Annotated in this window: 13 protein-coding genes; 10 read left to right on the forward strand and 3 right to left on the reverse strand. The window is 70.8% G+C overall.

Annotated elements, in window-relative coordinates:
* Window positions 1-62: 62 nt before the first annotated feature.
* The 6 genes from QN350_RS17055 (at window position 63) to QN350_RS17080 (ending at window position 6,263) form a co-directional block, all read left to right on the forward strand.
* Window positions 63-1,700 carry a sugar ABC transporter ATP-binding protein gene (locus tag QN350_RS17055; RefSeq protein WP_323503404.1) on the forward strand — a complete coding sequence of 546 codons (1,638 nt, stop codon included), beginning with the start codon at window positions 63-65 and terminating at the stop codon, window positions 1,698-1,700.
* Between the two features lie 5 nt (window positions 1,701-1,705).
* Entirely contained in the window at window positions 1,706-2,677 is a 972-nt protein-coding gene (locus QN350_RS17060; protein WP_322138611.1) for an ABC transporter permease, read from the forward strand.
* Between the two features lie 64 nt (window positions 2,678-2,741).
* Window positions 2,742-3,686 carry a substrate-binding domain-containing protein gene (locus QN350_RS17065; RefSeq protein ID WP_322138612.1) on the forward strand — a complete coding sequence of 315 codons (945 nt, stop codon included), beginning with the start codon at window positions 2,742-2,744 and terminating at the stop codon, window positions 3,684-3,686.
* Complete coding sequence (locus tag QN350_RS17070; protein ID WP_323503407.1) at window positions 3,683-4,621, forward strand: ribokinase; 939 nt, start codon at window positions 3,683-3,685, stop codon at window positions 4,619-4,621. The genes QN350_RS17065 and QN350_RS17070 overlap by 4 nt, the downstream gene beginning before the upstream one ends.
* Entirely contained in the window at window positions 4,618-5,001 is a 384-nt protein-coding gene (gene rbsD / locus QN350_RS17075) for a D-ribose pyranase (RefSeq protein WP_322138614.1), read from the forward strand. Before QN350_RS17070 ends, rbsD begins: the two co-directional genes overlap by 4 nt.
* 116 nt (window positions 5,002-5,117) lie before the next feature.
* Complete coding sequence (locus QN350_RS17080) at window positions 5,118-6,263, forward strand: glycerate kinase (RefSeq protein ID WP_323503409.1); 1,146 nt, start codon at window positions 5,118-5,120, stop codon at window positions 6,261-6,263.
* Between the two features lie 86 nt (window positions 6,264-6,349).
* On the opposite strand, the gene QN350_RS17085 is transcribed toward QN350_RS17080, so the two are convergent.
* Together QN350_RS17085 and QN350_RS17090 are read right to left on the reverse strand one after the other, a co-directional pair.
* Window positions 6,350-7,150, reverse strand: coding sequence for a 2,3-bisphosphoglycerate-dependent phosphoglycerate mutase (locus tag QN350_RS17085; protein ID WP_323503411.1), 801 nt, complete (start codon window positions 7,148-7,150; stop codon window positions 6,350-6,352).
* A 145-nt stretch (window positions 7,151-7,295) separates the two neighbouring features.
* Complete coding sequence (locus QN350_RS17090) at window positions 7,296-7,919, reverse strand: hypothetical protein (RefSeq protein WP_323503413.1); 624 nt, start codon at window positions 7,917-7,919, stop codon at window positions 7,296-7,298.
* A 147-nt stretch (window positions 7,920-8,066) separates the two neighbouring features.
* Between QN350_RS17090 and QN350_RS17095 the strand changes: the two genes are divergently transcribed.
* Window positions 8,067-8,903 carry an SDR family NAD(P)-dependent oxidoreductase gene (locus QN350_RS17095; RefSeq protein ID WP_322138618.1) on the forward strand — a complete coding sequence of 279 codons (837 nt, stop codon included), beginning with the start codon at window positions 8,067-8,069 and terminating at the stop codon, window positions 8,901-8,903.
* Between the two features lie 13 nt (window positions 8,904-8,916).
* Here the strand turns inward: QN350_RS17095 and QN350_RS17100 are convergent, their stop codons facing one another.
* The gene (locus QN350_RS17100) at window positions 8,917-9,861 is read right to left on the reverse strand and encodes an NADP-dependent oxidoreductase (RefSeq protein ID WP_323503416.1); all 945 of its coding nucleotides are present in this window, start codon (window positions 9,859-9,861) and stop codon (window positions 8,917-8,919) included.
* 142 nt (window positions 9,862-10,003) lie between these two features.
* Here QN350_RS17100 and QN350_RS17105 point away from each other — a divergent pair, with 142 nt between their 5' ends.
* From QN350_RS17105 to QN350_RS17115, 3 genes are all read left to right on the forward strand, one after another.
* Window positions 10,004-11,023 carry a LacI family DNA-binding transcriptional regulator gene (locus QN350_RS17105; RefSeq protein ID WP_322140365.1) on the forward strand — a complete coding sequence of 340 codons (1,020 nt, stop codon included), beginning with the start codon at window positions 10,004-10,006 and terminating at the stop codon, window positions 11,021-11,023.
* A 9-nt stretch (window positions 11,024-11,032) separates the two neighbouring features.
* Entirely contained in the window at window positions 11,033-11,557 is a 525-nt protein-coding gene (locus QN350_RS17110; protein WP_281533688.1) for a pyridoxine/pyridoxamine 5'-phosphate oxidase, read from the forward strand.
* Window positions 11,554-12,095: SDR family NAD(P)-dependent oxidoreductase (locus QN350_RS17115; protein WP_323516950.1), on the forward strand; the 542-nt coding region annotated here is incomplete at its 3' end. The genes QN350_RS17110 and QN350_RS17115, both read left to right, overlap by 4 nt.

The raw sequence follows: 12,095 nt of genomic DNA on the forward strand, positions 1-12,095 counted from the left end.
CGCCCCGCCCACCCCGTTCGCGGCACCCACAGCCAGTCATAACAGCGTAAGGACGCACTGAAATGAATCCACAACCCCTGGTCACCCTGCAGAACGTGGGCAAGACCTTCGGCCAGGTGACCGTCATCAAGGACGTCACCGTGAGCGTCTACGCCGGCCACGTACAGGTGCTCCTCGGCGAGAACGGCGCCGGCAAATCCACGCTGATCAAGATGATGGCCGGCGTCTACCAGCCCGATGCCGGCCACATCGTCGTCGACGGCGCCATCGTGACCCTCCCGACGACCCGCGCGGCGGAGGACCTCGGCATCGCCACCATCCACCAGGAGCTCAACCTCGTCCCGACCATGAGCGTCGCCGAGAACGTGATGCTCGGGCGGATGCCGACCAGGCACGGCATGGTCGACCGGCGCGCCCTCCGCAACCGGGCGCGTGCCGCCCTCGCCCTGATCGGCCTCGACGTCGACGTGGACACCCCGGTCGGCGAGCTCGGCATCGCCAAGCAGCAGCTCGTCGAGATCGCCAAGGCGCTCAGCATCAACGCGCGCATCCTCATCCTCGACGAGCCGACCGCAGCACTCACCCGGCACGAGACCCAGGCCCTTTTCGCTGTGATGGCCGACCTCCGGAGTCGCGGCGTCGCGATGCTCTTCATCAGCCACCACCTCGACGAGATCGCCGAGGTCGGCGACACGGTCACGGTGCTGCGCGACGGCGAGTTCGTCGCAGAGGTGCCGGCCTCGACGCCGGAAGCGGAGCTGGTGCGGCTCATGGTCGGCCGCAATATCGAGGACCAGTTCCCCCGCCGCGCCCCCGTGCTCGCCGAGCCTGCCGAGATTCTCGCGGTCGAGAAGCTCAGCGCGCACGGCTCCTTCAGCGACGTGAGCTTCACCGTGCACGCCGGCGAGGTGCTCGGCATCGCCGGACTCGTCGGCGCCGGGCGCACGGAACTGATCCGGGCGATCGCAGGTGTCGACCACTACGACTCCGGCACCGTCGTGGTGCGCGGGCACCGGCTTCCGAAGGGCAATATCCCGGCCGCGATCGCCGCGGGCATCGGCCACGTGCCCGAGGACCGCAAGGGACAGGGGCTCGTGCTCGGGGCATCCGTCAACGACAACCTCGGTTACGCGACACTCGCGTCGACCGCCCGTCTCGGGCTCGCGGACTTCACCGGCCAGCGGCGCAGGGCCCAGGCCGTCGCCGAGAAGCTCCGCATCCGGATGCACACCATCGACCAGCCCGTCGGAGCGCTCTCCGGCGGCAACCAGCAGAAGGCCGTCTTCGGACGCTGGATCATCGCCGCCTCGACCGTGCTGCTGCTCGACGAGCCCACCCGCGGAGTCGACGTCGGCGCCAAGGTCGAGATCTACGAACTGATGAACGCGATCACGGATGCCGGTGGTGCGATCGTCATGGTCTCGAGCGAACTCCCCGAGGTGCTCGGCATGAGCGACCGAATCCTCGTGATGCGGGACGGCCGGATCGCCGGCGAGCTCAGCGCCGCCGACGCCACCCAGGACGCCGTGATGACCCTCGCCGCCCGGGAAGCGGGCAGCACCCAGATCGACGCCATCGTCGACGACATCGAATCCGACGAACCGACCAGCGAACCGACCAGCGAACCGATCAGCACAACGACCGACGGCGACCTCGCCGCCGTCACCCCAGACAACGCACCGACCCACGAGAAGGAATGACACTGATGTCCACGACTACCCTGGCCGCGCCGCGCCGCCGCGTCGACTACAAGAAATTCCTCGCCAACAACGGAGCGCTCGTCGGTCTCGTCGTGTTGTGCCTCGCCCTCTTCATCGCCACCCCGGACTTCCTGACCGGGCAGAACCTGCTCAACATCGGCATCCAGGTCTCCACCGTCGCCGTGCTCGCATTCGGAATGACCTTCGTCATCGTCGCGGGCGGCATCGACCTGTCGGTCGGCGCGGTCGCCGCCCTGGCCGCCATGGTGTCGAGCTGGCTCTTCGTGGCCGCCGGGCTTCCCGGCTGGCTCACCCTGCTCGGCGGGCTCGCGACCGGGCTCCTCGCCGGGATGGTCAACGGCCTCGCGAACGCCTACGGCAAGCTGCCCTCGTTCATCGCGACCCTCGCCATGCTGAGCGTCGCCCGCGGCCTCACCCTCGTCATCTCCGACGGCCGCCCGATCAAGACGGCGCCGGAGGTCTCCTTCCTCGGCGGAAACCTCGGCCCCGTCCCGATGCCGATCGTCGTGCTCCTCCTCTCGGCCATCGTCGCCTCCTTCGTGCTCAACCGCACGGTGATCGGGCGGTCGATGTACGCGGTCGGCGGCAACGCCGAGGCCGCTCGCCTGTCCGGGCTACCGGTGAAGCGCATCCTCGTCACCGTCTTCGCGCTCGCCGGCCTGTTCGCGGCGCTCGCCGGGCTCCTCCTCGCCGGGCGGCTCGACTCCGCGCAGCCCCAGGCCGCGGCGGGTTACGAGCTCGACGCCATCGCGGCCGTCGTCATCGGCGGCGCGTCGCTCTCGGGCGGCCTCGGCAAGATCTCGGGAACCTTCGTCGGCGCGCTCGTGCTCGTCGTCATCCGCAACGGCCTCAACCTCCTGAACGTCACCTCGTTCTGGCAGCAGGTCGTCATCGGCCTCGTGATCGCCCTCGCCGTCGGCGTCGACGTGCTGCGCCGCAAGACGCGCAACAGCTGACCGCCCCTACTCCACCGGCACCTTTTCCCTTTCCCCTCCATCGATCAACCCAAAGGAACACACAATGAAGTCGTCCTCTTTCCGCAGAATCGCCGCCGTCACCACCGCAGCCGCCCTCATCCTCGTCGGCACGACCGCGTGCGGCCGGGGCGGCGGGGACTCGGCATCCGGCACCAAGATCGTGCTGGCCGTCTCCACCCTGAACAACCCGTTCTTCGTCGAGCTCCGCGACGGCGCCCAGGCCGCCGCAACCGCCGCCGGCCTCCAGCTCAACATCGTGGATGCCCAGAACGACTCCGCGACCCAGGCCAACCAGCTGGCCACGGCCGCGTCGAGCGGGGCCAAGCTCGTCATCGTCAACCCCGTCGACTCGGATGCCGCCGGCTCGGCGGTCAAGGCGCTCAACACCTCGAACATCCCGGTCATCGCCGTCGACCGCACCGTCAACGGCGCAACCGTCGCCTCCCTCGTCGCGAGCGACAACGTCGCCGGCGGCAAGCAGGCCGCGATCGAGCTCGCGACCGCCATGGGCGAGAAGGGCAGCGTCATCGACCTGCAGGGTGTCTCCGGAACCAGCGCGAGCCGCGACCGCGGGGCCGGCTTCGAGGAGGGCATGAAGGCATACCCGAACATCACCGTCGTGGCCAAGCAGACCGCCAACTTCGACCGCGCGACCGCACTCGACGTGACGACGAACCTGCTCCAGGCCCACCCCGAGGTGACCGGCGTCTTCGCCGAGAACGACGAGATGGCCCTCGGCGCAGTGCAGGCGCTCGGATCCCGCGCCGGGACCGACATCAAGGTCGTCGGCTTCGACGGAACCACCGACGGACTCGCCGCGATCACGGCCGGCACCCTCGCCGCCACGATCGCCCAGCAGCCCGCCGAACTCGGCAAGCTCGCCATTGAACTGGCCGTCAAGACGCTCGCCGGCGAAAAGGTCGACGCGACCGTCCCCGTCGAGGTCGTCACCGTCACGAAGACGAACGTGGGCGACTTCACCAAGTGAGTTCCTTCACCCCGACCGCTGACGGCGGCCCGATCGTCGTCGTCGGATCGATCAACATCGACCAGCTCATGGTCGTCGAACGGCACCCCATGCCAGGCGAAACACTGATGGCGGTGTCGATGGAGTTCCTGCCCGGGGGCAAGGGCGCCAATCAGGCCGTCGCGGCCGCCCGGCTCGGCGCACATGTCAGCCTCGTCGGGGCCATCGGGACGGACCCGGTCGCCGGGCTGGCGACCGTGCTCCTCGAGCGAGCGGCGGTCGACATGTCCGCCGTGTCTGTCATCGACGGCCCGACCGGCCTCGCCCTCGTCACCGTGGCCGACGACGGGGAGAACACCATCGTCGTCGTCCCCGGCGCGAACGCGGCCGTGGGGGAGAACCTCGTCGGGGCCGCCGCCGACCTCATCGCGCGGGCATCCGTCGTCGTGCTGCAGGGTGAGATCCCCGCCGCCGGAATCGAAGCGGCCGCCCGCCTCGCCACCGGCCGGGTCGTGCTCAACCTCGCTCCGGTGATCACGGTCGACCCCGACACGATCCGGCGGGCCGACCCGCTCGTCGTCAACGAGCACGAGGCCGCACTGGTCCTCGCGCTCGTCGATCCCGGCGCCGACATCCCCGGCGAGGACGCCGAACTCGTGGCCAGGCTCCGCGCCTGGGGCGTTCCCGCCGTGGTGCTGACCAGGGGAGAACGGGGTGCGATCTGCTCCGATTCCCTCGGCACGACCACGGTCCCTTCGCCCCGCGTCGCCGCGGTGGACTCCTCCGGCGCCGGCGATGCCTTCGTCGGGGCGCTGAGCGGGCGGCTCGCCGCCGGCTCCAGTCTCCTCGACGCCGTGCGCCTCGCGGTCCGGGTCGGCGCATTCGCCGTGCGCACGCTCGGCACGCAGCAGTCGTACCCCGGCGCGGACGACGAACTGCCCGAGGTGAAGAAGTGAAGCGGACCGGCATCCTGAATGCCGACCTCTGCGGAGCCCTCGCCCGCCTCGGGCACACCGACCTGGTCCTTCTTGCCGATTGCGGCATGCCGGTCCCGGCCGGGGTTCCGGTGATCGACCTCGCTCTCGTCCACGGTATTCCGCGGTTCGAGCAGGTTCTCGATGCCCTGACCAGCGAGATGGTGTTCCAACACTGCATCGCCGCAGAGGAAGCGAAGGGCGCCCCGGCGGGTGCGTGGCTGGCCGCGCGCTTCGACGGGATCGAGTACATCAGCCACGAGGAACTCAAGGCGCTCTCCGCGTCGGCCAAGCTGTTCATCCGCACGGGCGAGGCCACGCCGTACGCGAATGCGGCCCTGGTCTGCGGGGTGTCGTTCTGAGCCACGGCTCGGGAGATCGACGTGGTGCACCGAAACGGCCACACTGAAGGGGCCGGGGAAATCTCCCCGGCCCCTTTTCTTCACCCCATCGGTTGTGCCCGGCAGAGGATCAACGCATGAAGTTCGTTCTGGCACCCGACTCCTTCAAGGAATCGATGACCGCTGCGGAGGCCGTCGCCGCGATGGAGCGCGGCATCCGCTCGGTGTTCCCGGATGCTGTCTGTGTCGCCGTGCCCATGGCCGACGGCGGCGAAGGCACGGCAGACGCCCTCGTGGCCGCGCTCGGCGGCACCCTCGTTGCGGCCGAGGTGCCGGATGCTCTCGGACGGATGGTGCCGGCCCGCTACGGGTACGTCGCCGCCGAAGAGCTCGCGATCATCGAGATCGCCGCGGCCGCCGGCATCCACCTTGTCGCGGTCGCCGACCGTGACCCGCGGATCGCGAGCAGTTTCGGGGTCGGCCGGCTGATCACAGACGCGCTCGACCGGGGCGCACGCCGGTTCATCGTCGGGCTCGGCGGATCGGTCACCAATGACGGCGGTGCCGGGATGCTGCGGGCGCTCGGCGCGAGGCTCCTCGACTTCGACGGCGCCGAGCTGCCAGACGGCGGAGCCGCCCTCGCCCACCTCGCCCGGATCGACCTGTCCGGGTTCGATCCGCGACTCGCGGGCGCGACCTTCCGGATCGCGTGCGACGTGACCAACCCGTTGCTCGGCCTGAGTGGCGCCAGTCAGGTGTTCGGACCCCAGAAGGGTGCGGATGAGTCGGCCGTCGCCGAGCTCGACGCCGCCCTGGGCGTCTTTGCCTCCGTCGTCCTGGCGACGACGGGGCGCGAGGTCGCCACTGTTGCCGGGGCCGGAGCCGCCGGCGGGCTTGGAGCGGCCTTCCTCGCCTTCTTCGACAGCACGATGCAGCGCGGCGTGGATGTCGTGATGGAGGCCGCTCACCTCTCCGAGTCGATGGCGGGAGCCGACTTCGTGTTCACGGGGGAGGGCAGCATCGATGCCCAGACCCTCGGCGGGAAGACCCCGCTCGGCGTCGCGGAGACCGCGGCCAGGCACGGCGTGCCCGTGATCGCCTTCGCCGGCCGGGTCGGAGAGGGCGCCGAGGCGCTCTACGAGCACGGGTTCGCCGCCCTCGTTCCGATCGTGCCGGGCGTCTGTACCCTGGCGGAGGCGCTCGCCGCCGGCGCAGCCAACCTCGAGCAGGCCGTTGCGACGACCTGCCGCCTGCTCACGGTTCCGAAGCACGCCGGACCCTAGCTCCCGGCAGCCGCTCCCTGGGCCGAGTTGCGGATAAAACACCTTCCGTGAGCGCGGGAGGGTGCTTTCTCCGCAACTCGAGGGGGCTAGGTGCCGCCGTCGGCGGTGAGCCGGGCCGCGGCGGGAAGTGCGGCGGCGGAGTCGAGGTAGTGGCCGCCGGCCGAGAGCGGGTGCCGCGGGAGCACGCCCGCCGGGGTGGGTTGCTGCGCGAGGTCGGCGGCCGTGAAGCGATAGACGAGCGGATGCCCGGTCGGGAGATTGAGCCGGTGGATCGCGTGGTCGTCGAGGCCGTCCAGCAGCGCGCAGTAGGCCCGGAGCGAGTTTCCGTGGGCGACGACGAGCACGGTCTGGCCGAGGCGGAGGCGAGGAACCACCTGTTCGGCATGGAAACGGCCGACCCTCGCCATGACGTGGCTGAGCGCTTCGGTGCGGGTCAGGGCTTCGGCCGGGAGCCCGCGGAACAGGGCCGAATCGCGCGCGGCCGCGAAGGCCTCATCGTCGAGGGGCGGCGGGGCGGTGTTCACCGACCGGCGCCAGGCCAGGAACTGGGCCTCACCGAATTCCGCACGCACGTCGGCCTTCGAGCGACCGGTCAGGGCGCCGTAATTGCGCTCGTTGAGCCGCCAGTCGGCCAGCGGGGCCGCGGGGCGGGGGCGCAGCTCCTCGGCCAGGATCTCGGCCGTTCGCCGGGCCCGCTGGAGGGACGACGTGAACACCACGTCGGGGTGCAGGTTCGCCGCGGAAAGGAGTTCCGCGGCCGATCGGGCCTCTGCAGCCCCCTGATCGGACAGCGGCGCGTCGAGGATCCCGGTGAACAGGCCGGAGGCATTCGCCGTGCTCTCACCGTGCCGGAGGAGCACGAGGGGACCGGTAGTGCGGGTGCTCACTGGCCTGTCCTCTCGGCGTTCCGACCGGGACGCTCCTGTCAGGTTATCGCCCGGCCCCGCCCGGCCCTGCCAGGCGCGGTCGTGCCGGGCGTTGCCGTGGACGGCCGCCTCAGAAGTCGAAGTCGGCTCAGAAGTCGAAGTCGGCTCAGAAGTCGAAGGCGCCGCCGAAGTCCCCGCCGCCGAAGTCGCCGCCGCCGAAATCTCCGCCGGCGTCGGACCCCGTGTCCGCTCCGGCATCGGTGCTCGTGTCGTTGGTGGCGTCCCCGCCGGAATCGGACCCGGAGTCGCTCGCCGCGGCATCCGTCGCCCCCGGGTCCGGCAGGAACGCGCTCACGAGCGCGGACCCGATCACGTAGCCGGCGACCGTGCCGAGGATGGTGCTGCCGACCATGCCGCCGAACCCCAGGCCGCCCTGGCCCTGGCGGCCGAGGGTGCGTTCGAGGGTGCCGGGCTCGCGGAGCTCTGCACGGGTGGCGGCCTTCGCGAGCGTCTCGGGCGCGGCGTCGGCCGGGCGTTCGCTCGGCGTGGCGTTCTCGGTGAGGCGTTGGAAGAGCAGGTCGCGCTGCTGGTCGGTGAGCTTGGCGAAGGCTTCGGTGTGCACCTGTTCGATGGTTTCCGGCGGCGCCGTGCGCAACAGGTACTGGTAGCGCTCGACGGCGATCTCGTCATCGGTCCGCTGCGGGCTGGCGCCACGCGCGGTGGGTGCGGTGCGGGCCTGCGACGTTGTGCCCTGTTCGTCGCGGCCGAAGAGGCGGTCGAGGAATCCCATGGTGTGCTCCTGGTCAGTCGGGTGTTCGAGGTGGCTCGTCGATCGGTGCCGTCCACGATGCCAGCCCGGGCTGGGTATGCACTGGGCTTCCGGCATGCTCTCCGGGCGGCGGCTCCCGGACCGGCGGCGATGATGAATGATGGAGGCATGACTCGAACCGTTTCCGGAGCCCGCGTCCTGATCACCGGCGCTGCCAGCGGCATGGGCCGCCTCTACGCCGAGCGTGCCGTCGCCGAGGGGGCGCGGGCGGTGATCCTGTGGGACCGGGACGCCGCCGCCCTCACCAGGACGGCCGCTCGCCTCGCCGAGGGCGCCACCGGCACGACGGCCGTGTTCCCGTACGTCGTCGACATCGGAGACCTGGGTGCGATCGCGCAGACCGCCCAACGCGTGCGCACGGAGATCGGAAACCCGGACATCCTGATCAACAACGCCGGGATCGTGCGCGGCGCCTTCTTCTGGGAGCACGACAACGGCGACGACACGCGCCCGACCATGCAGATCAACGCCCTCGCCCCGATGTACATCGCCCGCGAGTTCCTGCCGGGGATGATGAGCACCAACGGCCGTGAATCGCGGATCGTGAACATCGCCTCGGCGGCGGGCTTGCTCTCCAACCCGCGGATGAGCGTCTACGCGGCCTCGAAGGCCGCCCTGATCGGCTGGAGCGATTCCCTGCGGCTCGAACTCGTGCAACAGGGCTTCAGCCGGGTCAAGGTCACCACGGTGTCGCCGAGCTATATCTCGACCGGCATGTTCGACGGCGCTCGCGGGCCGCTCCTGACTCCCATACTCACGCCGGAATACGTCGTCGACCGGGTCTGGCGGGCCATGCTCGCCGGGACCCCGCAGGTGACCATGCCGTGGACGGTCGGGCTCTCGAAAGTGCTGCGGGGCATCCTGCCGCTGCCGGTCTGGGACCTCGTCGCCGGACGCGTCTTCGGTGTCTACAACACCATGGACGACTTCGTCGGCCGCAGCTGACCGTCCGGGCGGGTCAGGGCAGCAGCACGATCTTGCCGCGCGGATGCCCGTGCTCGCTGAGCTCCTGGGCTGCGGCGGCCTCGGCGAGCGGGAAGACCGCCGCGATCTCGACGTCGAACCGCCCGGCGGCGGCCAGCTCGGTGGCGAGTCGCAGGCCCTCAGCCCTGAGCCCGATCTGCTCGGGGGTGAGCGGAACCGGGCTGCCGCCTGACCAGGCCTGGATGCCGACCTCAGCGGCCTTCCAGCCGACCACGATGGTCCCGATCCTGCTGCGGTCGGCGACGAGCGCGAAGGAAGCCTCGAGGGCCTCGTCGGTGCCGGCGGCATCCAGGACGACGTCGACGCCCTGCGGTGCCACCGCACGGATGCGATCGACGAGACCGGGCCCGTACACGACCGGGATGGCTCCGAGTTCCGCGAGCCTGGCCTGATTCGGCTCGCTCGCCGTCGCGATCACGGTCGCACCGTCGAGCAGGGCGAACTGGATCGCGGCCTGGCCGACGCTCCCGGAACCGCCGTGGATGAGCAGGGTGTCTGCGGACCCCAGCCCGAGCGAGCGAAGCGCCTGGTACGCCGTTCCGGCCGGCACTCCGAGGGCCGCGGCCTCCGCCCAGCCGAGGCCATCCGGCTTCCGGGTGAGCTGAGCGGGAGTCGCCGTCACGTGGCTGGCATAGGCCCCGGCAGCGCCGAGCACGATCACGTCATCCCCGACCGCCCAGCCTGTCACGCCGGTGCCGACGTCGACGATCCGGCCGGCGGCGTCGGAGCCCGCCCGCCTCGGCGTGGTGATCGGGCCGGTCGGGCGGATGGCCCTGCGGATCTTCCAGTCGATCGGGTTCACGCCCGCCGCCCTGACGGCGACGACGACCTCGCCGGCGGACGCCCGGGGTTCGACCGCCTCGACCAGCTCGAGCACCTCGGGTCCGCCGAATTCGGTGTACTGGACGATCTGGGCCATGGGCGTCTCCTCGTGTCGGTGGAGGGCGGGATGACAACCCCCACTCGCATTTTGACACCTCTGTGCCTCGGCAATAGTCTGGGCATCAGCTTGGAAACGTTTCCACTTGACGCAGTCCCGGCAGGGCAGGGGGGGTGCAGTGATGGTCACGATCACGATCAAGGACGTTGCCGCGCTCGCCGGCGTCTCCGTCGCGACCACGTCCCGGGTGCTCTCCGGAAACCCGGCCACCTCGGCGGACGCCCGCTCCCGCGTGCATGCGGCCGTGGCGGAGCTCGACTATCGCCCGAACGCCCAGGCCCGGGCGCTCCGGTCCACCCGCACGCACGCGATCGGCCTGCTCGTGCCGGATGTCCGGAACCCGTTCTTCGCCGATCTCGCCCATACGGTCGAGCAGGCCGCCCTCGTGCACGGCTTCGTGACGTTGCTCGGTAATGCGAACGAGCGGAAGGACCAGCAGGACCGGTACCTCGACAACCTGATCGCCCGGCGGGTCGACGGCATCATCGTCGCGCCGCTCGGGGACGGAAGCGGCAGCATCCGCTCGGTCGTCGGACGGGAGATCCCGGCCGTCTTCATCGACCGCACCATCGAGGGCATCGACCTGCCGAGCGTGACCACGGACAGCGATACCGGGATCCGGGAGGCGGTCGATCACCTCGCCGCGCTCGGGCACACCCGGATCGGCTACATTGCGGGGCCGCAGTCCACCTCGACCGGCCGCGAACGCTACGCGAGCTTCGTGCGGGCCGCCGGCGACCGGGGCCTCAGCCTCGACCCCGCGCTCATCGTCTTCGGCGACTTCCAGCCCGAGAGCGGCTCCGCGGCCGTGCGCACCCTGCTCGCGCTCACCGAACCGCCGACCGCGCTGCTGGTCGCGGACAGCCCGATGGCGTTCGGCGCGATCGGCGCGATCCAGGAGCTCGGCCTCCGGATCGGCACCGACGTCGCCCTGGTCTCCTTCGACGACATCGACTGGCTCGCCCTGCTCGACCCACCCGTGAGCGTCATCGCGCACAGCGTCGCGGACATGGGCCGGATCGCCGTCGAGATGCTCAGGACCGTGATCGACGGCGGCAGACCCGAGTCCGTGCGCCTGCCCAGCCGGCTGGTCGTCCGTGCCTCCTCGGCGACCCCGGTCGATCCCAGCCGATCCCGCTAGGCTCGGCGCGTGACCGAATCCTTCCGTTCCCTGTTGCGCTCGCTGCCGGACTTCCCGGCCTCCCTCCCGCCGTTCGACGCGAAGGCCGCAGAGCCCGATCCCGCCCTGCTCTTCCAGGGCTGGCTCGCCGCCGCCCTCGCCGCCGGGGTGCCGCAGCCGCACGCCTTCAGCCTCGCCACGGCGACCGCTGACGGCCAGCCATCCTCACGGATGCTGATCCTCAAGAACATCGACGAGGCCGGCTGGCACTTCGCGAGCTCCGCGAAATCACGCAAGGGGCTCGAGCTCAGTGAGAACCCGCGCGCAGCGATGAACTTCTACTGGCCGCAACAGGGCAGGCAGGTGCGCGTGGTCGGTTCGGTGATCGAACTCTCGGCGGAGGCATCCGCGCAGGACTGGGACGAGCGCCCGGGCGCCGACGGCCGCCCCAACCCGAGCTGGCGGCTCTACGCGCTTCGGCCGAGCGAGATCGAGTTCTGGCAGGCGAGCGCCGACCGGAACCACGTGCGCTACCGGATCGAGGTGTCGGAATGACCGCCGCCTCGCCGAAGAAGTCGCCGAAGAAGTCCGGCTGGACCGCAGCCGGCATCCCCGACCTCCGCGGCCGAACGGCCATCGTCACGGGAGCGAACTCGGGGCTCGGCTTCGTGACGGCGTCCGAACTGGTCGGGCACGGGGCATCCGTCACCCTCGCCGTGCGCGATCTCGCTCGGGGCGAAGACGCCGTGCGGCGCATCCTGGCGGGGCTCCCTGCCGGCCGGTCGGCGGATGCCGCGGTGCAGGTGCGCGTACTCGACCTGTCCAGCCTCGCCTCGGTTCGCGCCTTCGCGAGCGCCTGGCTCGCCGAGCACCCCGAAGGGCTCGACCTCCTCGTCAACAACGCGGGCGTGATGAACGTGCCCCAGCGCCGGACCGCCGACGGATTCGAACTGCAGTTCGGCACCAACCACCTCGGCCACTTCGCGCTCACCGGCCTGCTGCTGCCCGGCCTGCTCGCCCGCGCCACCGCTGGCACGGACCCCGGCCGGAAGCCCCGGGTCGTCACGCTCTCCTCCACGTTGCACCGGCGCGG

Origin of the sequence: Cryobacterium sp. 10I5 (genome assembly GCF_035019865.1) — a bacterium.
GTDB classification, from domain to species: domain Bacteria; phylum Actinomycetota; class Actinomycetes; order Actinomycetales; family Microbacteriaceae; genus Cryobacterium; species Cryobacterium breve_A.